Genomic DNA, 24153 nt, shown 5'->3' on the forward strand with positions numbered 1-24153 from the left:
TCGCGCGCGCAGACGCATAGGACAAGCGGGTTCATCCGTCGCCACGCTCGCGGGGCAACGACGGCATCCGCCACCAGTTTCCCCTCCCTGCAAGGGAGGGGATCAAGGGGTGGGTAGCGGCGGGCGAGGCTCGATGCCTCGTCCGGTGCTTTCATCGTGCGAATTTGAGTCTTTAGGCGCGCAGACGCGCGCACCCACCCCCAGCCCCTCCCTGCAAGCAGGGAGGGGAGATCAGGCCGAGCCTCAACACGCCTCAGGCCCGGTTGGCTGCGCTCAGCACCGCTCGCACGCTGGCAGTCGCGATATCGGCGTCGATTCCGACGCCGAACACCGTCCGCCGGTCGTCGGTGCGGCATTCGACATAAGCGGCCGCCTGCGCGTCGGCGCCATGGCCGATCGCGTGCTCGCTATAGTCGACTACGTCGAGCTTGGGGCCCGTGCTGCCGGCCAGCGCATCGATCACGCCCGAGATCAGCCCGTTGCCGCGCCCCGAGATCGAGCGCGTCTCGCCGTCGATAGCGATCCGCCCGACGAACAGGCGGTTCCCCGCCGTGCCGCTCTCCTCGTAATCGACCAGCGCGATGCGGGCATCGTCGCCTGGTAGATAGGTCCGGTCGAACAATGCGCCGATATCGCCGGCGTTGAGCTCGCGGCTCGTCTCATCGGCGAGCGCCTGGACGTGGCGCGAGAAATCCGCCTGCATCCGTTTGGGCAGCTTGAGCCCGCGGTCCTGCTCGAGCACCCAGGCGACACCGCCCTTGCCCGACTGCGAATTGACGCGGATCACTGCCTCATAGTCGCGGCCCAGGTCCTTGGGGTCGATCGGGAGATAGGGCACGTCCCAGATCTGGTCGTTGCGCGCAGCCTGCGCCGCGAAACCCTTCTTGATCGCGTCCTGGTGGCTGCCCGAAAAGGCCGTGAACACCAGCTCGCCCGCATAGGGATGGCGCGGATGGACGGGGAGCTGGTTGCAATATTCCACGGTCTGGATGACCTCGTCGATGTCCGAGAAATCCAGCCCCGGATCAACGCCTTGCGTGTACATATTGAGCGCGAGTGTCACCAGATCGACATTGCCGGTGCGCTCGCCATTGCCGAACAGACAGCCCTCGACACGGTCGGCGCCGGCCAGCAGCCCCAGCTCGGACGCGGCGACGCCGGTGCCGCGATCATTGTGCGTGTGCAGGCTGATCACCACCGAATCCCGGTTCCGGATGTTGCGGCAGAACCATTCGATCTGGTCGGCATAGACGTTGGGCGTTGCCGCCTCGACTGTCGCCGGCAGGTTGAGGATCAGCGGCTTCTCCGGCGTGGGGCGCAGGATCTCCATCACCGCCTCGCAGACCTCGACCGAGAAATCGAGCTCGGCAGTCGAGAAGGTCTCGGGGCTGTATTCGAAATGCCAGTCGGTGTTCGGCTGCGCGGCGGCGCAGTCGCGCAGCACCTTTGCGCCCTCCACGGCGATCTGGCGTATCTCGTCGCGGCCCATGTTGAACACGATCCGTCGCCACGCGGGCGAGACTGCGTTGTAGAGGTGGACGATCGCCCTCTTCGCGCCGCGCAGGCTCTCGAAGCTCGTCTCGATCAGGTCGCGGCGCGACTGGGTCAGCACCTGGACGACCACGTCTTCGGGGATGCGATCCTCGCGCACCAGCCCGGAGATGAAGTCGAACTCGGTCGCGCCCGCGCTGGGGAAGCCGACTTCGATCTCCTTGATGCCCACCTTGCACAGCAGCTCGAAGAAGCGCGTCTTCTTCTCGCCGTCCATCGGATCGATCAGCGCCTGGTTGCCGTCGCGCATGTCGGTCGAAAGCCAGCGCGGCGGCCTGGTGATCGTGCGGCTGGGCCATTGCCGGTCGGGCAGGTCGACCTGCGGGAACGGACGGTACTTGACGCTGGGATCGCGCAACATGGGACGTGTCTCTCGGGGTAAGCGGCCGCGCGCATAGCGCAGGCGCAGTGCAGACGGGAAGGCTCGAATTTACCCTTAGGGACGTGCGCGCGCGGCGGTTCGGCCCCTAAGGGCGAATAAGTCGCAGGCCAAGGCGCAGAGCGTTCGTCACGCGACTCTTATGGGTCGCGCGGGCGGTTTTGTCCACCGTCTGGATTATTCAGCGGGTGCGGGAGCATCCTCCGCTTCCGCCGGCTCCGGCGCGGTGGTGTCGTTGGAAGCCGTAACGGCCGCCTCCCCCACATTCTCCTCGGGAGTCGGCGTTGCGATCGGGCTCGGCGTAGGCGTCGCGACGATCTCGGCCATCGGAGGCGGATCCGAATAGTTGGTGCCGGTCGTGCCGTCCCCACAGCCACCAAGAGCAACTAGTCCGCACAGCGCAAGCAATCGCATGGTGACGCCCTCCATTCATTTGGAGCCTAGCAGGCCCTTTGGCAGGAGCAACAGCGACCCCGAACGCCCTCCATATGTGCTCGCCGGCGACATCCGCGCGGCCCCTCCTGCGCGCCGATTCGCCGCCCGAAAGGGCCCGGAGAGGCCTTGAAGGGCGTTTTTCCACCGCAAATTGCCCCAAAAACCGGCTTTACTGCCCAAGTGTGGCTAGACAGACGCCCAAGAGCACGATCAAAAGGGTGCAGGTCCGCGCCCACAGGGGCGGATCGCGGTACATCGTCGAATGCGGCACGGCGGGAGGGTTCAAAGCCGGGGCGTCGACGAAGCAAATAGCCCGGAATTTCGGGCACAACAGGAGAAGAGACAAATGGCCGAGAACAAAGCATCTGGCGGAGCGCGCGGCGGCATTGCCAAGCCGGTCACCCCCTCGCCGGAGCTGGCCGCGATCGTCGGCGCCGGGCCGCTGCCGCGCAGCGAGATCGTCAGCAAGATGTGGGACCACATCAAGAAGAACAACCTCCAGAACCCCGCGAACAAGCGCGAGATCCTGGCGGACGACAAGCTGGAGAAGATCTTCGGCGGCAAGAAGGCGACGATGTTCGAGATGAACAAGCACATCTCTAAGCACGTCAAGTAAGCCGTCGCCGGCTCGCGCCGGCAACGCTACACGCAGGCGGGGCGGGTCTCACTGAGGCCCGCCCCGTTTCGTTTTGGCGATCGTATCGATTACGAGCGCGAAGCGGCAGGCAGCAATGCAATCCTCCACCGCCAGGGGGAGGTGGCACGCGCAGCTTGACGGAGGGGGGACGGCGATCAACCATCGTCACGCTTCCTCCCCCTCCGTCGCCTCCGGCGACACCTCCCCCCCGGCGGGAGAGGATTGGGAAGCTGACAACAGCTGCGCATTTGCAATCGATACAATCGCGTTCGCTTCGGGCACCATCGGCTGGTCAGGGCGGCGCGCGACTGGCATGGCGCGGGAGCAACAGGAGACCAGCATGTCCAAGCGTTTCGAGCGCCACCGCCAGCCCTGGCGGCCCGACGAGATCCAGAAGCTCCACACGCTCGCCAAGAAGGGGATGCCGCTGAAAGCTATCGCCAAGGCGCTCACCCGCAGCGAGGAATCGGTGAAGGAGCGCGCCAAGCTCGACGGGCTGAGCATCGCCAAGCTGCACTGATGGGCGAAACTCTTCCTTCTCCCCTCCCTTTTAGGACGGGAGTATGAGCCAGTACGACGCAATCATCCTGGGCGGCGGCGGCGCGGGCCTGATGTGTGCGGCGGTGGCCGGGCAGCGCGGCCGGCGCGTGCTGCTGCTCGATCATGCCGATCAGGTGGGCAAGAAGATCCTGATTTCGGGCGGCGGACGCTGCAACTTCACCAACCTGCACGTCGCACCCGATCGTTACCTCTCCGCCAACCCGCACTTCGCCAAGTCCGCGCTCGGCCGCTACACCGCGCAGGATTTCCTGGCGCTGGTCGAGCGGCATCGCATTGCCTGGCACGAGAAGACGCTGGGTCAGCTCTTCTGCGACGGATCGGCACGCCAGATCGTCGACATGCTGCTCGACGAATGCGCGCAGGCGGGTGTGGAAATTCGCACCGGCCGCGCCGTCGGCGAAATCGGCCATTCGGATGGGCGCTTCCATGTGGGGGATGTATCGGCGCCGGCGCTGGTGATCGCCACCGGCGGGCCTTCGATCCCCAAGCTCGGCGCGACCGGCTATGCCTATGCGCTGGCGCGCCGCTTCGGGCTGAAGATCGTCGAGCCCCGCCCTGCCCTCGTGCCGCTGACCCTGCCGCCCGACCAGGCGCTGTTCCGCGAGCTTTCGGGCGTCTCCACCGAGGTGGTCGCTCGCGCCGGCAAGACCAGCTTCCGCGAGGCCGCGCTGTTCACCCATCGCGGACTCTCGGGTCCGGCGATCCTCCAGATATCCTCCTATTGGCACTCCGGCGAGCCGATCGCGATCGATTTCCTGCCTGATCAGGTTCCGGGCTGGCTCGTTGCGGCCAAACGCGCGCGTCCGCGCACCACGATCCGCAAACTGCTCTCCGAACTACTGCCCGATCGATTGGCGGAGACTCTCGCCGAGCAGCTCGCGCTCGCGGGCGAGCTCGCCAACCTCCCCGATCGCAAGCTTGCCGACGCCGAGCATCGCCTCGCCGACTGGCAGTTCCGCCCCAGCGGCACCGAAGGCTTCGCCAAGGCCGAGGTCACCGTGGGCGGCATCTCCACCGCCGAACTCTCGTCCCAGACGATGGAGGCGCGCAGGGTGCCCGGCCTCTACGCGATCGGCGAAGCGGTGGACGTCACCGGATGGCTCGGCGGCTACAATTTCCAATGGGCCTGGGCGAGCGGCTGGGCGGCAGGCCAAGCACTCTGATCAGCGATCGCGGCTGAGGTCGTCCACTTCGCCCATGATCGTGTCGAGTGCGCTCTTGCCGTCCGGATTGGCGACCATTTCGCGCCGCGACGGCAACTGCCCCTCGCTCAGCAGTGCCTCGAGCGCGACGCGGCCGCGTGCGACGCGGCTCTTGATCGTGCCCACCGCCACCTGACAGATCTCGGCCGCCTCCTCATAGGCGAAGCCGCCGGCGCCGACGAGGATTAGCGCCTCGCGCTGCGGCTGCGGCAGGTGCAGCAGCGCGCGTTGCATGTCGGAAAGCTCGACGTGCCGGTCCTGGCTCGCGGGCGCCGCGAGCAGCCGGTCTGCGACCAGATCGTCCCACTCGCCCTTGAAGCGCGCGCGGCGCATCTGGGAGAGGTAGAGGTTGCGCAGGATGATGAAGGTCCAGGCACGCATGTTGGTGCCGGCCTGGAAGCGCTTGCGCGCCGCCCACGCCTTGAGCAGCGTCTCCTGCACCAGATCGTCGGCAAGATCCCGACTGCCCGAGAGCGAGCGCCCGAAGGCACGCAGATGGGGTATCACCTGCGCCAGCTGCGTCTTGAACTCGGGGTCCGAGAGCGCAACGTGCTCGCGCGGCGCCTCCGCTTCCTCTTTGGCGGAATCGACGCGATCACCGGACTGTTCGGACTGAGTCATTCGATCCCGTTCAATAGCACGCGCCGATGGCCCGTTGGGATTGGAGATAGGTGCGGCGTCCCCGATTGCCAGCATTTCGACCGGCCCGGGCTCAGAGCCAGAGGATAGCCGCGAAAGCGACGACCACCAGCGCCAGGCCGAAGCCCAGCACATAGCGGGTCATGTGGGGAGTGGTCCCGGCGCGGGCCCGATCGGTGGAGACATGGATGTGTTCGTCGTTCTCAGCCATGTCTCTCCAACCCCCGAAAACCGTTTTGGCTCCGTATCGTGTGGAACTCGCGCGCGAGATTTTTCAGGCCGCGGCGGGAACCGTCGCGGTATCGAAGAACAGCGCCTGGCTGATCGTCGTCTTCACGGTTTCGCGCTGGAACGGCTTGGTGATGAGGAAGGTCGGCTCCGGCCGCTCTCCGGTCAGCAATCGCTCTGGGAAGGCAGTGATGAAGATCACCGGCACCTGGAATTCGGCGAGGATGTCCTTGACCGCGTCGATGCCCGAGCTGTCGTCGGCGAGCTGAATGTCGGCCAATACCAGGCCAGGCCGATCCTCCATCGCGAGCGCGACCGCTTCGTCGCGCGTCACCGCGACTCCGGTAACTTCATGGCCCAGATCGCGCACGATCTGCTCGAGGTCCATCGCGATCAGCGGCTCGTCCTCGATGATCATCACCCGCGTGCGCGTCTGGCGCTCGATCTCCGCCACTGCCTCGGCAACCAGCCTGGAGACGCCCTCGGGCTCCTCTTCGATCAGATAGCCCGCATCTTCGATGCTGAAGCCCTCCACGGTGGTGAGCAGCAGCGCCTGGCGCGAAAGCGGCGTCAGCTGCGCGAGGCGGCGGCGGGCGATCGATTCATTGTCGTTGATCGCATCTCCGGGGATGTCCTCTTCCTCCAGGTGCGTGGACTGCCAGATGGCCTGGAAGGTACGATAGAGGCCCAGGCGAGGATCGACCTCGCGCGGGAACTGATCGGGCGCCGCGACGATCGCCTCCAGCGCGGCACGCACGTAGCGATCACCTTCCACCTGGCTGCCGGTGAGCGCACGTGCGTAGCGGCGCAGAAAGGGAAGATGGGGCGCGAGTTGCTGTCCAAGCGACATAACCGAACTATTCTCCTTCGAGTGCGCGGGCCGCATTCATCGCGCCCGGGCATATTCTTTGCAAACGATTCTGCTTTCCCGAAGGAGCCCCTCCCCGGAATTCGCATCGGGTGTGGAACAATCGACGCGCTGTTTGGTTTCATCGCCCAGGCCATATGGTGCCCCCGCACCATACAGGCGCTTGCGCTCTGCCATCACGGCGTTATCGAGGCGTGGGCGTCTGAAGGCAATTCGTTCATTGTCCGGGCTCCCGGTCGTCCGGGTCCTCAGGGGGGAATTGGTGCATTCCGCGAGAAACGAGACCAAAAAGCCGCCGAAGCCGAAGGGCGGGACGGAGAGTGGCCGGCCCAATCGCGATCTCGGCGATGCGCTGCGCCGCGCGTACGACGACACCGTCAAGGAAAACGTACCCGACGATCTTCTCGACCTGCTGAAGAAGCTCGACTAGCCCCCCTCGCATGGATAACGCCGAGCAGGAACCGTACACCGCAGCACCGGTGTCGGCAGTCGCGCGGATACCCACGGGCGCCAAGGTATTCCTGATCCTGGTGGGAGCTTTGCTCCCCCTCGCGCTCATCGCGCTCTTCACCACGCTCCAGACCACCAAAACCGCCGACTCCGAAGCTCGTCAACGCCTCCGCGCTGTGGCGGAGGAAAGCTCCGGCCTGCTCGATAACGCGCTGACGAACCAGGTAAGTCAGCTCAGCGAGGCGCTGGCCGCGCTCGAACGTGATCCCGCCGATGCGCCAAGCTGCACGCGCCTGATCGGAACCTTCGCCGCGCAGAGTGGAGTCCGTTTCGCGATCGCCGCCCGCGACGGCCGCGTGCTCTGCGGCCAGCGTTTCAGCATCGAAGGAGCGCCGGCGCTGAGCCCTTCGCAGGTCGAAGCCTCGGTGCGAAGCGACGGCCTCGCCATCTGGGTCGCCGGATCACGCGGGTTCACAGCGGTCGCTTATTATCCGGTCTCCGCGCTCAACACGATGTCGCGCCCCAGCGGCTTCGTGCCCGAATATGGCGCCGCGATCGTCGAGCACGACAACCGGCTCGTGCTTCGCGAGCTTTCGGGGGTGGGTCCGCTAGATCGGCGCGAGAAGATCCAGGGCGAGCTTTCGATCGACGGGCTCGCGCTCGAGATGTTGATGCCGGGGGCACCGATCACCTCGCCGCTGATCCTCACTACGCTGCTGCTGGTGCTGATGTGGGTCGCCGCCGCGGCGATCGGCTGGTTCGTGGTCGACATATTGCTCATCCGTCCGCTTCGTCGATTACGAAAGAGCGTGGGCGAGTATCGGCCGGGCGAAGTCATCGACATGCGCCGCTTCGGCTCGATTCCGGCACAGGAGATCCGCGAGCTGAGCGACACCTTCCGCCAGATCAGCCGGACCGTGCAGCTCCACGAGGCCGATCTGGCCGAGGGGCTGGTGCGACAGACCAGGCTGACCCGCGAAGTCCATCACCGGGTAAAGAACAACCTCCAGGTCATATCGAGCCTGATCAACTTCCACGCCCGCAGCGCCAAGACGCCCGAGGCGAGCGAAGCCTATGCCTCGATCCAGCGCCGCGTCGATGCGCTCGCGGTCGTCCACCGCCACCATTATGCCGAGCTGGAGGAGAACCGCGGGCTCGAGCTCCGGTCGGTAGTCGGCGAGCTTGCCGCGAACATCCGGGCGACGGCACCCGATTCGGCAGCGCGGCTGGGCATCACGCTCGATATCGAGCCGCTGCTGGTGAACCAAGACGTTGCGATCGCGATCGCCTTTCTCCTTACCGAGCTGATCGAGCTTGCGATGACCTGCAGCCCAGCGGCGCAGATCCGCATCTCGATCAAGGGGACGGAGGAGCCGGACCGGGCGCTGTTGCGCGTGAGCTCGCCGGCGCTGGTGCAGACGCCCGAAATGGATGCGGCGATCGAGAACCGCTACGGCCGCGTCATCCTGGGCCTCGCGCGGCAGTTGCGGACGAAGCTCGATTACGACCCGCTCGTGGGCGCCTATGAAGCCGCAATCGCGATCACCGGCCGCCCCTGAAAATTTTTTCGCATTTTTTCGAGAACCGCTGGAACCCCGGAAGCGAAAGCTCGTTCTGCACCTCGGATAGTGACCTTTTGCCCCCCCGCTCTCGCTATCCAAGACATGGGCCCGGAAGCGTCAACCCTCCCCCCCCCCCGGTGACGCTTCCGGGCCTAACACTTTCCCGAACAGGGATTTCCCCACAGAGATCAAAGGAACATCGCACCGGCTGCGGAACGATTCGCCCCGGCTGCGCATTTCTTCAGGGTAATTGACGGAGAATGACGATGCGCAAGTTTCTGGCCTGCACCGCGCTTGCGGGCGCGATCCTGCTCTCGGCGTGCAACACGATCGAGGGTGTCGGCAGGGACGTTTCTTCGGCCGGCGATACGGTCGCCGACACCGCCGACGACGCCAAGTAATCCAACCAATTCAGCCAAGCCCCTCCCCTCCGCGGGAGGGGCTTTTTTGTATCAGGCGGACTCGGCCTCGCTGTCGGCTTCCGCCGCACGCTCGCGCCGCCGCCGGGTGAACCAGATCGCCACCAGCGCGAGGAAATAAAGCCCGCATAGCGGCACTGCGAGCAGCAGCTGCGAGCCGATATCCGGCGGAGTCAGCACCGCGGCGAGCGCGAAGGCACCCACGATCGCGTAGCGCCAGGCACCCTTGAGCTGCTCATAGGTGACGATGCCCGCATGCTCGAGCAGCATCAGCAGCACCGGCAGCAGGAACGAGAGCCCGAAGCCGAAGATGAACTGCATCACGAACTTGAGGTAGAGGTTTATCTCCAGCATGGCCTCTTGCGACACGCCCGTGTCGCCAAGATCGCCCTGGAAGGTCAGCAGGAATTTCACCGCTACCGGAATAGCCACATAATAGGCCATGCAGGCGCCGGCGATGAACAGCACCGGCGTCGCAAGCAGGAAGGGCAGCAGCGCCCTCTTTTCCTTGCGGTAGAGCCCGGGCGCAACGAACTGCCAGAGCTGATTCGCGATCACCGGAAAGGCGATCATCAGCGCAGCGAAGAAGGCTACCTTCAGCTCGACGAGGAAGCCGCCATAGACATCGGTGTTGACGACCCTCGTTTCCCCGGCCGCTCCCAGCGGAGCCACCAGGAACCCGAGGATCGGCCGCGCGAAATAGAGGCAACTGCCGAACGCCACGACCAGCGCAGCGAGCGACCAGAGGAGGCGGCGGCGAAGCTCGATCAGATGGTCGAGCAGCGGGGCCTGGGTGTCGTCGATGTCCCTCACGGAAGCGGCTCGTCCTGCGTAGGCGCGACCGCCTTGGGCTTGCGCGTGCGTTTGGGCTTGGGCGCGGGCTCGATCGCCCTCGCGGCCGCCGGTTCCGCAGTCTCTTCCTTGAACGCTGGCTGCGCGACCATCACCGGCTCGGCGCCGGCGTCGATCTCGGCTCCAGGCTCACCGGGTGCGGGAAGCGCAGGCGTCGGCGGATGCTCGCGCATGATCCGCTCGTTCTCCGCCGCCCATTGCTTCTCCATCTCGGCGAGTTCGGCTTCGCGCACCATCGAGTCGAACCCCGAACGGAACTGGCGCGCCACGCCGCGCGCCTTGCCCACCCAGCGTCCCACGAAGCGCATCGCCGTGGGCAGATCCTTGGGACCGATCACCAGCAGCGCCACTATGGCGACGAGCAGCAATTCGGTCGGCGCAACGTCTAACATTCAGGATTGCCTCAGGCGCGCCGCCGCCGACGGCGCGCGGATAATTCAACTGGGGTCGAGTGCTCAGCGCTGCTCTTCGCGCGTGCGCTCGGCCTCGGTCTGCTGGAAGCCGGTCTCCGGCGCAGCCTTGCCCTCGATCCGGGTCGGGGGCGCGGGCTTCGCCTCGTCGTCTTCGGCCATGCCCTTCTTGAACTGCTTGATGCCCTTGGCGACGTCACCCATCATGTTCGAGAAACGGCTACCGCCAAACAACAAAATGACCAGGATGCCGACGATCAGCCAGTGCATCAGGCTCATGCTACCCATGGGAAATCTCCTCGTGTCGGGGTCTATCTAGGCTTCGCGCACGCATCCGGCAACGGCTTGGGCGCAGGCCCACAAGATTCGGTGGCCAGCGCCTATTCGTCTTCCGTGACAGTTTCGCTTTCCTCGGTCTCGGCCTGTTCGAACGCGAGGTCGACCGGGTCGAGCAGACCGGCGGCCTTCAGGTCGTCTATCCCTGGCAGGTCCCGGCGGCTGGAGAGGCCGAAATGGGTGAGGAATCCGGCGGTGGTGCCATACATCAGCGGCCGCCCCGGCACTTCGCGCCGCCCGGCCGGCCGCACCCAGCCTGCCTCCATCAGCACGTCGATCGTGCCCTTGCTGATCTGGACGCCGCGAATCGCCTCGATCTCGGCGCGGGTTACGGGCTCGTGATAGGCGATGATCGCCAGCGTCTCGATGCCCGCGCGGCTGAGCTTGCGCGCTTCCTCCCGATCGCGCCGCAGCAGGTGCGCGAGATCGGCCGCGGTTTGGAAATGCCAGCGATCGCCCCTGCGGACCAGCTCGATCCCGCGCCCGGCGTAGAACTCGCCGAGCCGCGTCAGCGCATCGCGCACATCGGCCTCCTGCCCCACATGCGCGCGGATCTCGTCGACGTTCAGGGGGTGCTCGGAAGCGAACAGCACGGCTTCCACCGCGCGGGCGAGATCGTCCTGAGGGATCATGCACTTGCCTTGAGATAGAGCGGCGCGAAGGCGGATTTCTGCTTCAGTTCCAGCCGCCCTTGCCGCGCGAGCTCCAGCGCCGCGACGAACGACGAGGCGAGCGCCGATTTGCGATAGGTGCCGGTGGCGTGTTCGGGCAGGAAGCTCTCGATCGTGCTCCAGTCGATCCGGGCGCCGATCAGTGTCGAGACGCGCTCGATCGCTTCCTCCAGCGTCATCACGTCGCGCTGGGCAACCACATGCATCACCGGCCGGGTGCGCGCGCTGATCCGGCCATAGGCGGCGATCAGATCGTAGATCTCGACTTCGTAGCGCGCCTTGCGCAGCACGCGCAGCCCCTCGGGCGCGGCGCGCAGGAAAGTGTCGCGGCCCAGCCGGTCGCGTGCGACCAGCCGCGCCCCCGCCTCGCGCATCGCGTTGAGCCGTTCGAGGCGGAGCTGGAGCCTAAGCGCCAGTTCCTCGGGGCTCGGCGTCTCCTCAGGGTTGCGCGGGAGCAGCAGCGCCGATTTGAGATAGGCGAGCCATGCCGCCATCACGAGATAATCGGCCGCCAGCTCGAGCCTCAGAGCGCGCGCTTCGTTCACGAAGGCGAGATATTGCTCGACCAGCTGAAGGATCGAGATCTGACGAAGGTCGACCTTCTGGGTGCGCGCGAGCGCCAGCAGCAGGTCGAGCGGGCCCTCCCAGCCGTCGAGCTCGATCTTGAGGGTGTCCGATGCCTCCGCGTCCATCGCCGGAGTTAAGCAGCCATATATCCTCCCCCGCAAGGGGGAGGTGTCAGCCGCAGGCTGACGGAGGGGAGGATGCCAGAACGGTGCGGCGTGCTTCCTCCCCCTCCGTCGCGCTATGCGCGCCACCTCCCCCTGGCGGGGGAGGATAGAGTCAGGCGGACGCAACCTCCGCCAGCAGCGCGTCGCGCTTGGCGAGGAGCCGGCCGAAATCCGCAGCCTCGGCCCCTCCGGCCACCGTCGCCATCGCCCGGTCCAGCCGCGCCCGGCATTCCGGCGTAGCCTCGCCGATCCGCCCGGCGATCTCGATCATTTCATCCATCCGCGCCCAGCAATCGAGCACGACGTCGCAGCCCGCCGCGAGGGCCAGCGCCGCCTTCTCGCCCGCGGTGCCCGACAGTGCCTTCATGTCGATGTCGTCGGTCATCAGCAGCCCCTCGAAGCCGATCCGGCCGCGGATGATCTCGGCGATGACCTTGGGCGAGAGCGTGGCGGGGCGCTCGGCGTCCCATGCCTCGAAGACGACATGGCAAGTCATCCCCATCGGCGCCTCGTGGAGGCTGGCGAAGGGCTCGATGTCCGCTTCCAGCGCCGCCGCATCCGCCGCCACCCGCGGCAGCTCATAATGGCTGTCGACCAGCGCACGGCCGTGCCCCGGCATGTGCTTGACCACGCCGACCACGCCGCCGCGCCGCATGCCCTCCAGCATCGCCTGCCCCAGCGCCGCGACTCGCATCGGGTCGCCGCCGAACGCGCGGTCGCCGATCGCGGGCGTCACTTCGGGCTGGCGCACGTCGAGCAGCGGTGCGCAGTTCACGTTCACGCCCACTTCGGCGAGCATCAGCGCGAGCGCATGGGCATTGGCGCGCACCGCCTCGATCGCGGAGACCGGCGCCAGCTCATAGAGCGCGTCGAAGGCGGCGCCTGCGGGAAATTCCGGCCATTCGGGCGGCTGCATCCGCGAAACGCGCCCGCCCTCCTGGTCGATCAGGATCGGCACGTCGTCGCGCCCGGAAAGCTCGCGCAGGCTGTCGGTGAGCGCCTTCATCTGCGCGCGGTCGCCGCAGTTGCGCTTGAACAGGATGTAGCCGAGCGGGTCGGCTTCCTTGAAGAATGCGCGCTCGTCCGCGCTGAGCTGGTGGCCGGAAATGCCGAAGATCACGGGCTTCATGCAGCTGCCCTACCCCAAGGATGCGCTGCGCGGGAGATGCTTGTCACTTATTCGGCCGAGGCGTGGTGCTTGCGCGGCACGAGGTGGAGGACGCCGACAATCGCGCTGCCGACGATCAGCCCCGCTATCCCCGCGCCGATCGCATTGATCAGCCAGGCCACGGCGCCCTGCGCGAACGGCAGCGCGTGCGCGACTTCCTCGGCGAAATGCTCGAGCGCATGCGGAATCGCGCCGAGGCCGAAGCTCTCGAGCCCGTGGAGCAGAATGCCGCCGCCGACCCACACCATCGCCGCTACGCCCAGGTGCGAGAGCCCCTGGAGCAGCACCGGCATCGCGCGGACCAGGAACAGCCCGAGCGCGCGGGCAGACCGCGAGCGGCGGAGGCTGAGGTGCAGCCCGATGTCGTCCATCTTCACGATGAGCCCCACCGCCCCATAGACGCCCCCGGTGATCGCGAGCGCCACCGCCGCGAGCACCGCCGCGCGCAGTCCGAACGAAAGGTCGGGCAGCTCGGCGAGCGCGATCGCCATGATCTCCGCCGAAAGGATGAAGTCGGTGCGGATCGCGCCGCTCACCTGCCGCGCTTCGAGCACCGCCGGATCGTGGATCGCCACGACTTCCTCGGCATGGTGGTGCCCGCTCAGCGCCTCGATGATCTTCTCGGCCGCCTCGAAGCAGAGGTAGGCGCCGCCCACCATCAGGATCGGCGTGATCGCCCAGGGCGCCAGCGCGCTCAGCGCCAGCGCGACCGGCAGGATGAACAGCAGCTTGTTGCGCAGCGAGCCGACCGCGATCTTCCAGATGATCGGCAGCTCGCGCTCGGGCGACAGGCCGACGACATAGCGCGGCGTGACCGCGGTATCGTCGATCACCACCCCCGCCGCCTTGACGCCCGCGCGACTGGCAGCCGCGGCGACATCGTCCACCGACGCAGCCGCCAGCTTGGCGAGCGCCGCCACGTCGTCCAGCAGCGCAACTAGTCCGCCTGGCATCTATTCCCCCTTCAAACTCGATTGCTGGCTAATTGGCCACGAAGCAGTTCTCGCCCGCCACCTTGAGCTTGCCGCAGAGCTCGCGCGCCTGCGCGTTGCTCCCGGCGTTGACGCGCAAGCGGTAGATCGTCTTGTCATCCTTCTCGGCACGCTGCACCGCTTTGCCCAGCGGCGCGAGATAGGCGAAGCGTTTCGAAAGCCGCGCCCAGGCAGTGTTCGCCCCGGCTTCGGTGGGAAAGGCGCCGAGCTGGATCAGCGATCCCGATCCGGCCGCGGGCGCCGCAGCCACCGCCGCGGGAGTCGGCTTGGGCGCAATGATGCGCGGGTTCGGCACCGAGATCTTGGCCGTGCTCGTGCCCGGACCCGACTTCGCCGCCTCGGCCGCGCGCTGGCCTTCGACCGGCGCCTCGGGAAGCGCGCCGACGTTGATGCTCGTATTGCTCGCCGCGCCCTGGCTGGTCGAGAAGATCGTGTCGCCCTCCCCCTCCACACGCATGCCGCCGGGCTCGTTGGGCCTGACCTTATAGTCGCCCGGCTCGGCCTCGATCAGCTCGCCGTTGCCCTGCACGCCCTGCTGGCGCTGGTACAGATGATAGCCGAACGCGCCGGCACTCACGACCGCGAGCAGCACCACGATGCCCAGAAGGATGCGCCCGAGCGGGGGACCTTCGCGATAGTCTTCCTCGACTGTCTCGAGCCACGGCAGGCGATCGTCGTCGCCATAGCCATCCCCCGCGCGTGCGCCCATCAATGCATCTCCTGCACGGCCTCCACCCCCATCAGGGCCAAGCCGTTGCGGACAATCTGCCCGATCCCGCGCGCCAGGAACAGCCTCGCGCAGGTGAGGTCGGGCCGGTCTGTGAGGAGGAAGCGGCGCTCGGGCCGGTCGTTGCCGACATTCCACAGCGCATGGAACTCGGCCGCGAGGTCATAGAGGTAAAATGCGATTCGGTGCGGCTCGCGCGCCAGCGCCGCGCCTTCCACCACGCGCGGGAACTGCGCCGCGCGCTTGACCAGCGCCAGCTCCTCGGCGTCGAGCAGCCCCAGGTCGGCGGTCGGGCACTCGATCCCCGCCTCGGCCGCCTTGCGGTGGAGCGATGCCACGCGGGCATGCGCATACTGGACGTAGAAGACCGGATTGTCCTTCGAAGCCTCCACCACCTTGGCGAAGTCGAAGTCCATCTGCGCATCGGCCTTGCGCGTGAGCATCGTGAAGCGGACCACGTCCTTGCCCACTTCGTTCACCACATCGGCGAGCGTCACGAAATTGCCGGAGCGCTTGGACATCTTCACCGGCTCGCCGGCGCGCAGCAGCCGCACCATCTGGACCAGCTTGACGTCGAACCTGGTCTCGCCGCCGGTCAGCGCCTGCACCGCCGCGACGATCCGCTTGACCGTCCCGGCATGGTCCGCGCCCCAGATGTCGATCAGCTGATCGGCTTCCTGCGCCTTCTGGAAGTGATAGGCGAGATCGGCGCCGAAATAGGTCCATTGCCCGTTCGACTTCTTGATCGGCCGGTCCTGGTCGTCCCCGAACTGCGTCGCGCGGAACAGCGGCAACTCCACCGGCTCCCAATCCTCGGGCGTCTCGCCCTTGGGCGCCTCGAGCACGCCGTCATAGACCAGCCCGCGCTCGCGCAGCCATGCCTCCGCCGCCTCGGGCTTGCCCGCCGCCTGCAGCTCGGCCTCGGACGCGAAGACTTCGTGGGTGATGCCCAGCAGCGCCAGGTCGGCGCGGATCATCTCCATCATCGCCGCGACCGCGGTCTTGCGGAACAGGACGAGCCATTCGCTCTCGGGCGCGCCGACATATTTGTCGCCATGCTCTGCGGCGATCGCCGCGCCCACCGGCTTCAGATAGTCGCCCGGATAGAGCCCCTCGGGGATCTCGATCGTCTCGCCCAGCGCCTCGCGGTAGCGCAGGTGCGCCGAGCGCGCGAGCACGTCGACCTGCCCGCCCGCGTCGTTGACATAATATTCGCGGATCACCTTGTGCCCGACGAACTCGAGCAGCGTCGCCAGCGCATCGCCCACCACCGCGCCGCGGCAATGCCCCATGTGCATCGGACCCGTGGGGTTGGCCGAGACATATTCGACGTTGACCGTGATCCCCTCCCCCATCGTCGATCGGCCATAGTCGTTCGCGGTGCGCAGGATCTCGTCCAGCTCACCGCGCCAGGTGTCTTCGGTGAGCGTCAGGTTGATGAACCCCGGCCCTGCGATCGCGACCGCGGCGACCTCGTCCAGCTTCTCCAGCTCGGCGCCGATCTTCTCGGCCAGCGCGCGCGGATTGGTCCCCGCGGGCTTGGCGAGCACCATCGCGGCGTTGGTCGCCAGATCGCCATGGCTCGCATCGCGCGGCGGCTCGACCGTCACCGCGCGTCGCTCCAATCCGCCAGGCAGGTCACCCGAGGCGACGAGCGCGTCGAGGGCGGTATCCAGATGCGCAGCGAAACGGGCGTAGAGCGTCATTCACGGTTCCAGTGGCTAGGGAAGCGCGCGCCTTAGCGGATGGGGGCCGGGGGGACAATCGCGGCGTAGATTGGGCGTTGGCGCGTGTGTCAACGGAAGGCTGCTATTGGGTGGGAAGCGGTAAGTCTGCTTTCTGCCTGCAATGAGGGAAAGCGGAAGTTGCGTTACGGCTGCGCGAGCGGTTCAACTAAACGTGCTGCTGGGCACGCGCGGGACGCAAGCTCAAGCTTGATAATCTCGCGCCTCCCATATTCGGGGCTCACAACAAAGCCGACCCTCACTCTGGAATCTGCTCGAACTGCGCCTCCGGCAGTCGAGACAAGGTGAAAGGCAGGCCGGGGCTCCCCCGCTCCATAGCTGAATACGAGCCCATTTACGCTCCATTCCTCATGGCCCGCCGTTGTCTTCGTCCCGGAGGGAGTCCCGGGACGAAAATAGTCTAAACAGCCCTCCACCGTCTGAATCTCACCACGTTCAACGGCGCTTCGTATGGCTGCCGTGTCACGGACATCCGTCACGATTATGTACGTGCAGATGATAATCCATAAGGCCGCAAAGGACGGAAGTGAACGACGCCAACGCCAACGTTTCCGGACGGCCAACCAAGCCAGAACGAAGAGAAGGATGCCAGCACCTACGAAGATGCCGATGAACCAATAGGCCGGATGAATTAAGTCGGTTTGCAGCGTTAGATCGAAAACTGTCTGAAAATTCGCACGCATCTCGCATGCCTAAGCGGGAGCACGAACGTCCGCAATTGCGATTCATGTGAGGCGGCCTAGACGGCCGAGATTGGGGGCGTTAGCGGACCTCCCCTTCCAGTCTCTCTCCCGCTTGCGGGAGAGGGAGGGAGCCGGCGCAGCCGGCGGAAGGGTGAGGGTGTGTGACATCCGCATGGGCTAACCTCTATGTCGCACCCTCACCTAACCCTCTCCCGCAAGCGGGAAAGGGCTTTCTTTGCGCTCAAGACTCCGTCGCCAGCAGTATTCACAAATCCGCTGGTAAAGTAGGATTTGTTCTGCTTTCGTTCACGCGATGAACGAACGGCTCAACCCTTCTTCGTTGGACGATCCAGCTTCGGCGCCGCGTTACTGCTGCGTAGGTGCCGCGAACCTGCCACGTCGCCGCCGCGTCGGTGCTGCTTCCCTGCCGCTTAGGTGCCGCGTGACTGGCGCGTCGGTGCTGCGTAGCTGCCGCGTCGTTGTAGCGTCGGCGCCGCGTCACTGTAGCGTCAGTGCCGCGTCGGTGTCGCTTTGCAGTAGCTTCGCTGCCGCTTCGTTGGCGCTTCCCTGTCGCGTCCGCGGAAAACGCCTTTTGGTGTCAAGCTAGTGTCAAGTTCCGCCAAACCAGGCCGGGCGCGTGGCGTCCCACCCCCGCCTAAGCCCGCACCAGATCCGTCATCGCCTTCTCCGCGCGCATGTCGGGGAACAGCTTGGCCGCGGTCTGGCGCGGCAGCAGGTCGAAGTGCGACGCCACCGCGCTGTTGAGCAACGTGTCGAGCCCGGTCGTCGGCTTGAGGTCGCGTGCCTCGTAAAGCTGCGCGTCGGCGAGCCCGGGCCAGTCCCCCGCCACGCGCCCGCCGTTGACCGCGCCGCCGAGCAGCATCGCCAGCGATCCGGTGCCGTGGTCGGTCCCCTGCGTGCCGTTGACCTTCACCGTGCGCCCGAATTCGGTCGCCACCACCACCAAAGTATTCGCCCACAGCGGTCCCAGCCCCTGCTGGAGCGCCGCCACCATCGCGTCGAGCCCCTTGAGCTGGCCGGCGAGCCGTGCGCGCTGGCCCGCGTGGGTGTCCCAGCCGCCGGTCTCGATCATCGCTATCCGCGCCCCGCCCTCGGCGCCGAGCAGCCGGGCCGCCAGCGCACCGGTAGCGGCGGCGTTGCGGCCGTTGTCCGCGGCGAGATCGCCAGCCAGCATCCGCGTCGCGGTCGCCTGCTCCCACAGAGCATGGAGCTGGGCGTCGGCGCCGTACATCGCGGAAACGCGGGCGAGCAGATCGTCCGAAGCATCCGGCAGCGAAGAAGGCGCATAGCTCGCGACCTCCTTCGGCCCGCGCAGCGCCATCGGAATCGTCGCGGCGAGCGCGATGGCCTTGTCCTCGGCGGGCAGCAGCGTGAGCAGCCGGTTCATCCACCCGTCCTTGAGCGCATAGGCCGAGGTGCCGCCGGTCTCGAGCACGTTCTGTCCGTCGAAATGCGAGCGGTCGCGGTACGGCGAGGCGACCGCGTGGACGAACAGCGCCTGCTTCGTCTGGTACAGCCGATGCACATTGGCCAGCGCCAGGTGCAGCGCGAACGTCGAATCGAGCTTCGGCGCAGCGGCAAAGTCCTGCGCGAGCACGCCGCGCTGGCCTGCAAAGGCGGGGTCGCCCACCGGCGCCAGCGTCCCCAGCCCGTCGGCCGCGCCGCGCTGGATGATGAATATGAAGCGCCGCTCGGTGGCGGCACGTGCAAAGGCCATCGGCACGCCGAAGCCCGAAGTGAGGACGGCAGTGCTGCCGAGCGCGACGAAGCTGCGACGCGTGAGCATTTTCTATCTCCGCAGGAATTCGGGGGCGACGAGCATCAGCGCCACGCCTTGGCCGGGGCTTTCGGCGCGGGCGATCGCCTGGGCAGTGGCGGGGCTCAGCGCATCGGGAAAGAGCTCGGCGGCGCGGGCGCGGGCATCGACCAGATCGCGCGTGCGCTGCGCCATCCGCTCGGCCGCTTCCACCCGCCGCATCAGCGCGTCGGGCCCCGCCCAGCTGCCGGCAACGTCGTCCCACCCTGCGGGCGAGCCGGGGCGCCATACCGGCTGGCCGAGCTGGGTCATCAGCCCGGTGATTGCCTGTGGCTGGAGCTCGCGGGTGCCGAGCGCGCGATAGGCCGAGATCGACCATTCCCACGGCGACTTGAACTTGAGCGGCTGCGCGGCCCAGGCCTCGGGCGATTCGATCAGCGCGCGATAGACGGTCGGCAGGTCGCCTCCGGATTCGAGGAACGCCTTCTCGATCCGCGCCACCATCGGCGCGGGCGGATCGTCGCCGCCGAAATGCCGCGCGAGCTTGGTCGCGACGTGGCGCGCGGTGGCGGGGTGCGTGGCGAGCATGTCGAGCACCGCCGCCGCCTGCGCCTCGCCCTGCTGCGGCCAGCTCTTGCCCAGGATCGTGCGCGTGCCCGGCTCGTGCAGGCGCGCGGCGAAGACGAAGCTTCCGGGCGCGTTGCCCGTCCGGCCGGCAAGCCGCGCTGCGGGCCCGCGGCCGAGCCCCGCCACGGTCCACCCGGTCATGGCGCGCGCGAATTCGGTGACGTCTGCCTGGCTGTAGCCGGTGCGGACGCCGAGCGTGTGGAGCTCCAGGATTTCGCGTGCCAGATTCTCGTTGAGCCCCAGCCTGCGCGCGCGGTTGCCCGCAAGGCCCGCCGGGCTGCCGGGCCCCACCGACTGCGCCTGATCGAGGTAGAGCAGCATCGCCGGGTGCCGCTCCACGGCGTGGAGCATGTCACGGAAGCTGCCGAGCAAATTGGGCCGGATCGCTTCGAATTCGAGCGCGCCGGCCAGGCCCACGGTGGTGAGCTTGTCCGCGGAAACGGCGAAATGATTGGCCCAGAAGTGCGTGAGGCGTTCGAGGAAGGGAGTCTCGGAATTGACTGCGGTCAGCGCTCGGGCCTGCACCGCGGCGACATAATGGTCGCGCCCCTCCCGGCGTGCGGCGCGGCGCAGCTCCGCCCCGGCTTTCTGCGGCGTCGCGGACATTCCGGGCATCGCAGCGGGCGCGGGCGCGGCGGCTGGCTGGCCTGCCCCGCGCCGAGCCATCCGCACCTCCGCCATATAGTCGGCCAGCTCGGCGGCGATCGCCGTGCTGGGGGCGAGCACCGCGATCGGCGCCGGGCGCGGATCGTACCGCTCCATCTGCGCCAGCAGCCAGCGCTTTGGCGCCCCGTCCAGCTTTTCCCCCGGGCGGGCGCCGAGCCCGAAGCGGTTGAGCGCGATGCTTGCTTCCATGGTCCTCACCTCTGGCTCAGGCTAGGCCGCACCTGTCGCAGAAGTATGTCAACGCGGCGGCTCATCGCGGGGAGCCTTCGCCTCAACGTCGATTGCATGTTTTGCAATCGTCGCGAACGTCCTTTGCGTTTGCCGCTTTTGGTGCAGTGCAGCATCGTCGTCGCAGAACATAATATAACAGGATGCCGATCTGGCTCTTTTTTAAGGAGAAAGATCGTGACCACTCGTAGCCTTTTCGCGGCAGCTGCCGCTGTCCTCGCCTTCGCTTCGCCGGCCCTCGCCAACGAGCGCAGCTTCACCCACGAAGGCGTCACCTACGCCTACACCGTCACGCCGAAGGGCGATGCGCGCGTGCTCGAGGGCAAGAGCTCGACCGGCGACAAGTTCCGCCTCGTCGTCAAGAACGGCTGGGTGACCGGCTATGCCGCCAACACCCGCGTCTCGTTCCGCGCGCCCAAGGGCACCGCGAGCGTGCAGGTCGCGCAGCGCTAATTCCCTCCTGAGCCTCCGCGGACCTGGTTCGCGGAGGCCTCAGAAGCCCTCGGGCAGATCGACGGGGCCGACTGCCTCGCGGTAGCGGGCGATGGCATAGCGATCCGTCATCCCCGCGATGAAGTCGGCGATATGCCGGCTGCGCCACGGCTCCTCTTTGGGGATCGCCGAGCGCCATTCCTCCGGCATCAGCGCCGGATCCGCGGCATAGGCCGCGAACAGCCCCGCCACCACGCCATGCGCCGCCTGCGCCGCGTCCAGCTGGCTCGGATGGTGGTACAAATTGGCGTACATGAAGCGCTTGAGGCCCCGCTCGGCCTCCCGCATCTCCTCCGAGAAACAGGCAAGCGGACGCCCCGCCGCCCGAACCTCTTCCACCGTGGCCACTCCGGATTCGGCGACCCGCTCCCGGGTCGCGGCGATGAAGTCGTTGACCATCTCGCCAATCTGCGCCCGGATCAGCTCGCCGATCAGCCTACGCCGGCTGACCCCCGGGAACCTCGCCTCCACTTCGCGCCACCCGCTGGCGATCATCGGAACTTCCATCAGCTGGTCGAGCGTCAGCAGCCCGGCGCGCAGCCCGTCGTCGATGTCGTGGTTGTCGTAAGCGATGTCGTCCGCAATCGCCGCCACCTGCGCCTCCAGCGAGGGCCAGCGGGTCAGGTCGAGTGGAAACTGCGCATCGGCCGCCGCCAGCGCCCATTGCGGCTCGAAGATCGGCCCGTTGTGCTTGGCGAGGCCCTCAAGCGTGTCCCAGCTCAGGTTGAGCCCGTTCCAGCCGGGGTAAGGGCTGTCGAGCTCGGTCAGCGTGCGCAGCGTATGGCCGTTGTGATCGAATCCGCCGTGCGCCGACAGCGCCTCCTCAAGCGCGTCCTCGCCCGCGTGGCCAAAGGGTGGATGGCCGATGTCGTGCGCCAGGCACAACGCTTCGGTGAGGTCCTCGTTGAGCCCCAGCGCGCGGGCGATCGTCCGGCCGATCTGCGCCACTTCCAGGCTGTGCGTCAGCCGCACGCGGAAATGATCGCCGTCGGGCGCCATGAAGACCTGGGTCTTGTGCCTGAGGCGGCGGAAGCTGATCGAGTGGATCACTCGATCGCGGTCGCGCTGGAAAGCATCGCGCGGGCCGCGCGCGGTGCCGCCCGGCTCGGGATGCAGGCGTCCGCGGCTCTGTTCGGGCGCGCAGGCCCAGGGGGCGTTCGGTTTCACGCCGATGCCCTACCCCGTCGCGCCCGGGCTGGGAAAGGCCGATCTCACTTGGCCGCGAGCTTGGTTGCCTTTTGCCCAGCCTCGCTGGTGAAGACAAAGGCCGACACGTCCGACTTGGCCAGCGTGTTCACGAATGCCTGGGCCTCGCCTTTGGTCTTGAAGGGCCCTGCGAGCACGCGATTGGTCGCGCGGTCCGGGAGCGACCAGCCGGTCTTGCCCTTGAAAGCGGCCGGCGCCTTGGTCTCGACACGGCTCCAGGCCCGGCTCAGCGATTCTTCGTTCGCGCCGCTCGCGACCTGGACCCAGATCCGGCTGGGTTCGGGCTTGGCCTTTGGCTCGGGCTTCTTGGTCGGCTTGGGATCGGGCTTGGCTGCTGCCGGCTTGGCGGCTTCGGGCTTGGGTTTGGGGGCCGCCTTCGTAGGCGCAGGCGTCGCCGGTGCCGCCGCAGCCACGCGCGCGGGAGCAGCTACCGGCGTCGATGGCGGAAGCTCCACAGGGAGGGCCGATACGACTTCCAGCTCCCTGGCCGGAATAGTCAGATTGGCGACGATTGAGGCGAGCACCGAATCCTCCTCGCCAGCGCGGGCCGGGCCGGGTGGAGCGGGCGACGCCACGGGCACGGATACAGCAGCCGAAGCTTGGGTAACTGGACGCTGAGCCTGCGGCTGGGGGCGTGTCTCGGCCGGCAGCGGCTGCGCGGAAGCAAGCCGCACCGGTGGCGCGGAATCCGGCTGGATAATCGCCGGGCCGCCCTGCGCGACGACACCGCGCGTAACCGGCTGCGTTGCTGCGGAAGTCGAGGCGGTGGACGGCAGTGGCTGGACAATGGGCCGGGACGGCGCCTGGACGACCGGGCGCGGAGCAGGCTGGGGCGGCGGAGAGGCCGCTGCCGTTTGTGCCGGAGCCTGCGCGACCGGCGCTTGCGCGGTGGTCCGGGCCGGAGCAGGCTGCGCCCCCGCCGTCTGCACCGGCGCTTGCGTAGCAGTAGTCCTGCTCGAGCGCCGCTGCGCGGTACGCGAACGGCGATCGTTGGTGGCGCGCGCGGGAGGCTGTGCCTGGGCGACCTGCACGGGCTGCTGCTGCGGCACATACGGCGCCATCTGCGGCGCCATCCGCGCATCCGCCAGCCGCGCCGGGGTGGGCGAGATTTCGCCGAAATGCGCGGCGAATGCCCTGTCTCCAGGCGTCATGGTCGCGAGCCGGCGGAAGAAGGGCGCCAGCGCCGATCCCATGTTGCCGGGCATCATCGTCGACGCGATCCGCTCCGCGCCCGCGACGTCGCCGTTCATCGCCTGGACGAACGCGCGCGTGCGCCACGCGGCGCGATCCTGGCGCCGCAGAAGCGGATCGAGCTGGCGCATCGCCTCGTCGATGTTGCCGGTGATGCCGAGCGACAGCGCATAGCGGCGCACCGTCTCGTCATCGCGGTCGGTCTGGAGCGCGAGCTTATAGTCGCGCTGCGCGAGCAGCGGCTGGCCGAGCAGGTCATAGGCAAAGCCGCGATCCGCCGCATAATCGCGCATCTGCACGCCGCGCGCCTCGGCCGTCTGGAACAGCCGCAGCGCTTCCCCGGGGCGGGCGAGGCGGACCAGCGCCATGGCACGGCCGGCCAAGATGCGCGGATTGGCGGGGTCCACCGACTGGGCGCGCGCGAAGAAGGCAAAGGCAGCGGCAGTGTCGCCCAGGCGCACGCTGAGCTCGCCCGCCCGGAGCAGCGCCGGAACGTTCTGCGGGCTCGCCGCCAGCACCCGTATCTCCTGGGCGAGCTGATCTGCGTCAGGGTTCGGCCGCGCGACCATTCCGGTCGTCTGGGCCTGCGCCGGCACCGCGCCCGCAGCAAGAGCGGCGGCGAGCGCGAGCGGGCGCAGAAATCGTATCCGCTCCATGCCGGCCAGCTTAGACCCGATCCTAGGTTAACAGCCAATGACGCGCCGCCGGCTCCTCGCCGAA

At 67.4% G+C, this 24153-nt stretch carries 25 protein-coding genes; 7 read left to right on the forward strand and 18 right to left on the reverse strand.

Annotated elements, in window-relative coordinates:
* Positions 1 to 253: 253 nt before the first annotated feature.
* Both leuA and ACMGDH_RS11655 read right to left on the reverse strand, forming a co-directional pair.
* Positions 254 to 1912, reverse strand: coding sequence for a 2-isopropylmalate synthase (leuA, locus tag ACMGDH_RS11650; protein ID WP_436828090.1), 1659 nt, complete (start codon positions 1910 to 1912; stop codon positions 254 to 256).
* Between the two features lie 195 nt (positions 1913 to 2107).
* Entirely contained in the window at positions 2108 to 2344 is a 237-nt protein-coding gene (locus ACMGDH_RS11655; RefSeq protein ID WP_436828091.1) for a hypothetical protein, read from the reverse strand.
* Positions 2345 to 2711: 367 nt separating this feature from the next.
* On the opposite strand from ACMGDH_RS11655, the gene ACMGDH_RS11660 reads away from it, so the two are divergent.
* The 3 genes from ACMGDH_RS11660 (at position 2712) to ACMGDH_RS11670 (ending at position 4726) form a co-directional block, all read left to right on the forward strand.
* Positions 2712 to 2981, forward strand: a complete 270-nt coding sequence (locus tag ACMGDH_RS11660) for an SWIB/MDM2 domain-containing protein (protein WP_436828092.1) — start codon at positions 2712 to 2714, stop codon at positions 2979 to 2981.
* A 361-nt stretch (positions 2982 to 3342) separates the two neighbouring features.
* Positions 3343 to 3522 carry a hypothetical protein gene (locus tag ACMGDH_RS11665; protein WP_436828093.1) on the forward strand — a complete coding sequence of 60 codons (180 nt, stop codon included), beginning with the start codon at positions 3343 to 3345 and terminating at the stop codon, positions 3520 to 3522.
* 43 nt (positions 3523 to 3565) lie between these two features.
* The gene (locus tag ACMGDH_RS11670) at positions 3566 to 4726 is read left to right on the forward strand and encodes a BaiN/RdsA family NAD(P)/FAD-dependent oxidoreductase (RefSeq protein ID WP_436828094.1); all 1161 of its coding nucleotides are present in this window, start codon (positions 3566 to 3568) and stop codon (positions 4724 to 4726) included.
* On the opposite strand, the gene ACMGDH_RS11675 is transcribed toward ACMGDH_RS11670, so the two are convergent.
* The 3 genes from ACMGDH_RS11675 to ACMGDH_RS11685 all read right to left on the reverse strand — a co-directional run bounded on the left by ACMGDH_RS11675 (position 4727) and on the right by ACMGDH_RS11685 (position 6482).
* Positions 4727 to 5386 (reverse strand): sigma-70 family RNA polymerase sigma factor, encoded by a 660-nt coding sequence (locus tag ACMGDH_RS11675; protein ID WP_436828095.1) that lies wholly within the window; start codon positions 5384 to 5386, stop codon positions 4727 to 4729. It lies immediately after the preceding gene.
* Positions 5387 to 5477: 91 nt separating this feature from the next.
* Positions 5478 to 5615 carry a hypothetical protein gene (locus tag ACMGDH_RS11680; protein WP_436828096.1) on the reverse strand — a complete coding sequence of 46 codons (138 nt, stop codon included), beginning with the start codon at positions 5613 to 5615 and terminating at the stop codon, positions 5478 to 5480.
* Positions 5616 to 5678: 63 nt separating this feature from the next.
* Positions 5679 to 6482, reverse strand: a complete 804-nt coding sequence (locus ACMGDH_RS11685) for a response regulator (protein ID WP_436828097.1) — start codon at positions 6480 to 6482, stop codon at positions 5679 to 5681.
* A 280-nt stretch (positions 6483 to 6762) separates the two neighbouring features.
* Between ACMGDH_RS11685 and ACMGDH_RS11690 the strand changes: the two genes are divergently transcribed.
* From ACMGDH_RS11690 to ACMGDH_RS11700, 3 genes are all read left to right on the forward strand, one after another.
* Positions 6763 to 6930 carry a NepR family anti-sigma factor gene (locus ACMGDH_RS11690; protein WP_436828098.1) on the forward strand — a complete coding sequence of 56 codons (168 nt, stop codon included), beginning with the start codon at positions 6763 to 6765 and terminating at the stop codon, positions 6928 to 6930.
* A 10-nt stretch (positions 6931 to 6940) separates the two neighbouring features.
* Positions 6941 to 8509 carry a sensor histidine kinase gene (locus ACMGDH_RS11695; RefSeq protein WP_436828099.1) on the forward strand — a complete coding sequence of 523 codons (1569 nt, stop codon included), beginning with the start codon at positions 6941 to 6943 and terminating at the stop codon, positions 8507 to 8509.
* Between the two features lie 269 nt (positions 8510 to 8778).
* Entirely contained in the window at positions 8779 to 8913 is a 135-nt protein-coding gene (locus ACMGDH_RS11700) for an entericidin A/B family lipoprotein (RefSeq protein WP_436828100.1), read from the forward strand.
* Between the two features lie 51 nt (positions 8914 to 8964).
* Here ACMGDH_RS11700 and tatC read toward each other — a convergent pair whose 3' ends face one another.
* The 11 genes from tatC to ACMGDH_RS11755 form a co-directional block, all read right to left on the reverse strand.
* The gene (tatC, locus tag ACMGDH_RS11705; RefSeq protein ID WP_436828101.1) at positions 8965 to 9744 is read right to left on the reverse strand and encodes a twin-arginine translocase subunit TatC; all 780 of its coding nucleotides are present in this window, start codon (positions 9742 to 9744) and stop codon (positions 8965 to 8967) included.
* The gene (gene tatB / locus ACMGDH_RS11710) at positions 9741 to 10175 is read right to left on the reverse strand and encodes a Sec-independent protein translocase protein TatB (RefSeq protein WP_436828102.1); all 435 of its coding nucleotides are present in this window, start codon (positions 10173 to 10175) and stop codon (positions 9741 to 9743) included. Before tatB ends, tatC begins: the two co-directional genes overlap by 4 nt.
* A gap of 63 nt (positions 10176 to 10238) precedes the next feature.
* Complete coding sequence (locus ACMGDH_RS11715; protein ID WP_436828103.1) at positions 10239 to 10481, reverse strand: twin-arginine translocase TatA/TatE family subunit; 243 nt, start codon at positions 10479 to 10481, stop codon at positions 10239 to 10241.
* Between the two features lie 92 nt (positions 10482 to 10573).
* A complete protein-coding gene (gene scpB / locus ACMGDH_RS11720; RefSeq protein WP_436828104.1) occupies positions 10574 to 11161 on the reverse strand; it encodes an SMC-Scp complex subunit ScpB in 588 nt (195 codons plus the stop codon).
* Positions 11158 to 11892: a segregation and condensation protein A gene (locus ACMGDH_RS11725; RefSeq protein WP_436828105.1), complete on the reverse strand. Its 735-nt coding sequence runs from the start codon at positions 11890 to 11892 to the stop codon at positions 11158 to 11160. Before ACMGDH_RS11725 ends, scpB begins: the two co-directional genes overlap by 4 nt.
* A gap of 151 nt (positions 11893 to 12043) precedes the next feature.
* The gene (gene nagZ / locus ACMGDH_RS11730; RefSeq protein WP_436828106.1) at positions 12044 to 13060 is read right to left on the reverse strand and encodes a beta-N-acetylhexosaminidase; all 1017 of its coding nucleotides are present in this window, start codon (positions 13058 to 13060) and stop codon (positions 12044 to 12046) included.
* A gap of 47 nt (positions 13061 to 13107) precedes the next feature.
* Entirely contained in the window at positions 13108 to 14052 is a 945-nt protein-coding gene (locus ACMGDH_RS11735) for a DUF808 domain-containing protein (RefSeq protein WP_436828107.1), read from the reverse strand.
* 28 nt (positions 14053 to 14080) lie between these two features.
* On the reverse strand, positions 14081 to 14800 hold the full coding sequence (locus tag ACMGDH_RS11740; RefSeq protein ID WP_436828108.1) for an SPOR domain-containing protein: 720 nt from the start codon (positions 14798 to 14800) through the stop codon (positions 14081 to 14083).
* Positions 14800 to 16524, reverse strand: coding sequence for an arginine--tRNA ligase (gene argS, locus ACMGDH_RS11745; RefSeq protein WP_436828109.1), 1725 nt, complete (start codon positions 16522 to 16524; stop codon positions 14800 to 14802). Before argS ends, ACMGDH_RS11740 begins: the two co-directional genes overlap by 1 nt.
* Before the next feature lie 1377 nt (positions 16525 to 17901).
* The gene (locus tag ACMGDH_RS11750) at positions 17902 to 19053 is read right to left on the reverse strand and encodes a DUF1501 domain-containing protein (protein ID WP_436828110.1); all 1152 of its coding nucleotides are present in this window, start codon (positions 19051 to 19053) and stop codon (positions 17902 to 17904) included.
* Positions 19054 to 19056: 3 nt separating this feature from the next.
* Positions 19057 to 20505 carry a DUF1800 domain-containing protein gene (locus ACMGDH_RS11755; protein ID WP_436828111.1) on the reverse strand — a complete coding sequence of 483 codons (1449 nt, stop codon included), beginning with the start codon at positions 20503 to 20505 and terminating at the stop codon, positions 19057 to 19059.
* 216 nt (positions 20506 to 20721) lie between these two features.
* On the opposite strand from ACMGDH_RS11755, the gene ACMGDH_RS11760 reads away from it, so the two are divergent.
* Positions 20722 to 20997: a hypothetical protein gene (locus tag ACMGDH_RS11760; protein ID WP_436828112.1), complete on the forward strand. Its 276-nt coding sequence runs from the start codon at positions 20722 to 20724 to the stop codon at positions 20995 to 20997.
* A gap of 39 nt (positions 20998 to 21036) precedes the next feature.
* On the opposite strand, the gene ACMGDH_RS11765 is transcribed toward ACMGDH_RS11760, so the two are convergent.
* Both ACMGDH_RS11765 and ACMGDH_RS11770 read right to left on the reverse strand, forming a co-directional pair.
* Positions 21037 to 22203, reverse strand: coding sequence for a deoxyguanosinetriphosphate triphosphohydrolase (locus ACMGDH_RS11765; RefSeq protein ID WP_436828113.1), 1167 nt, complete (start codon positions 22201 to 22203; stop codon positions 21037 to 21039).
* Between the two features lie 44 nt (positions 22204 to 22247).
* Positions 22248 to 24089 (reverse strand): SPOR domain-containing protein, encoded by a 1842-nt coding sequence (locus ACMGDH_RS11770; protein ID WP_436828114.1) that lies wholly within the window; start codon positions 24087 to 24089, stop codon positions 22248 to 22250.
* Between the last annotated feature and the right edge of the window lie 64 nt (positions 24090 to 24153).

This window comes from Sphingomonas radicis (assembly GCF_051400635.1).
In the GTDB taxonomy this organism is placed as follows: Bacteria; Pseudomonadota; Alphaproteobacteria; order Sphingomonadales; family Sphingomonadaceae; genus Sphingomonas.

What these genes read in the sequence shown, in the direction of transcription:
- ACMGDH_RS11665 (WP_436828093.1), top strand. Translation starts at nt 3,343, where the DNA reads ATGTCCAAGCGTTTCGAGCGCCACCGCCAGCCCTGGCGGCCCGACGAG.
- argS (WP_436828109.1), bottom strand. Translation starts at nt 16,524, where the DNA reads ATGACGCTCTACGCCCGTTTCGCTGCGCATCTGGATACCGCCCTCGAC.
- ACMGDH_RS11755 (WP_436828111.1), bottom strand. Translation starts at nt 20,505, where the DNA reads ATGGAAGCAAGCATCGCGCTCAACCGCTTCGGGCTCGGCGCCCGCCCG.
- ACMGDH_RS11680 (WP_436828096.1), bottom strand. Translation starts at nt 5,615, where the DNA reads ATGGCTGAGAACGACGAACACATCCATGTCTCCACCGATCGGGCCCGC.
- ACMGDH_RS11660 (WP_436828092.1), top strand. Translation starts at nt 2,712, where the DNA reads ATGGCCGAGAACAAAGCATCTGGCGGAGCGCGCGGCGGCATTGCCAAG.
- nagZ (WP_436828106.1), bottom strand. Translation starts at nt 13,060, where the DNA reads ATGAAGCCCGTGATCTTCGGCATTTCCGGCCACCAGCTCAGCGCGGAC.
- ACMGDH_RS11675 (WP_436828095.1), bottom strand. Translation starts at nt 5,386, where the DNA reads ATGACTCAGTCCGAACAGTCCGGTGATCGCGTCGATTCCGCCAAAGAG.
- ACMGDH_RS11695 (WP_436828099.1), top strand. Translation starts at nt 6,941, where the DNA reads ATGGATAACGCCGAGCAGGAACCGTACACCGCAGCACCGGTGTCGGCA.
- ACMGDH_RS11735 (WP_436828107.1), bottom strand. Translation starts at nt 14,052, where the DNA reads ATGCCAGGCGGACTAGTTGCGCTGCTGGACGACGTGGCGGCGCTCGCC.
- ACMGDH_RS11655 (WP_436828091.1), bottom strand. Translation starts at nt 2,344, where the DNA reads ATGCGATTGCTTGCGCTGTGCGGACTAGTTGCTCTTGGTGGCTGTGGG.
- ACMGDH_RS11725 (WP_436828105.1), bottom strand. Translation starts at nt 11,892, where the DNA reads ATGGACGCGGAGGCATCGGACACCCTCAAGATCGAGCTCGACGGCTGG.
- ACMGDH_RS11715 (WP_436828103.1), bottom strand. Translation starts at nt 10,481, where the DNA reads ATGGGTAGCATGAGCCTGATGCACTGGCTGATCGTCGGCATCCTGGTC.
- ACMGDH_RS11700 (WP_436828100.1), top strand. Translation starts at nt 8,779, where the DNA reads ATGCGCAAGTTTCTGGCCTGCACCGCGCTTGCGGGCGCGATCCTGCTC.
- ACMGDH_RS11685 (WP_436828097.1), bottom strand. Translation starts at nt 6,482, where the DNA reads ATGTCGCTTGGACAGCAACTCGCGCCCCATCTTCCCTTTCTGCGCCGC.
- scpB (WP_436828104.1), bottom strand. Translation starts at nt 11,161, where the DNA reads ATGATCCCTCAGGACGATCTCGCCCGCGCGGTGGAAGCCGTGCTGTTC.
- leuA (WP_436828090.1), bottom strand. Translation starts at nt 1,912, where the DNA reads ATGTTGCGCGATCCCAGCGTCAAGTACCGTCCGTTCCCGCAGGTCGAC.
- ACMGDH_RS11670 (WP_436828094.1), top strand. Translation starts at nt 3,566, where the DNA reads ATGAGCCAGTACGACGCAATCATCCTGGGCGGCGGCGGCGCGGGCCTG.
- ACMGDH_RS11740 (WP_436828108.1), bottom strand. Translation starts at nt 14,800, where the DNA reads ATGGGCGCACGCGCGGGGGATGGCTATGGCGACGACGATCGCCTGCCG.
- ACMGDH_RS11750 (WP_436828110.1), bottom strand. Translation starts at nt 19,053, where the DNA reads ATGCTCACGCGTCGCAGCTTCGTCGCGCTCGGCAGCACTGCCGTCCTC.
- ACMGDH_RS11770 (WP_436828114.1), bottom strand. Translation starts at nt 24,089, where the DNA reads ATGGAGCGGATACGATTTCTGCGCCCGCTCGCGCTCGCCGCCGCTCTT.
- tatB (WP_436828102.1), bottom strand. Translation starts at nt 10,175, where the DNA reads ATGTTAGACGTTGCGCCGACCGAATTGCTGCTCGTCGCCATAGTGGCG.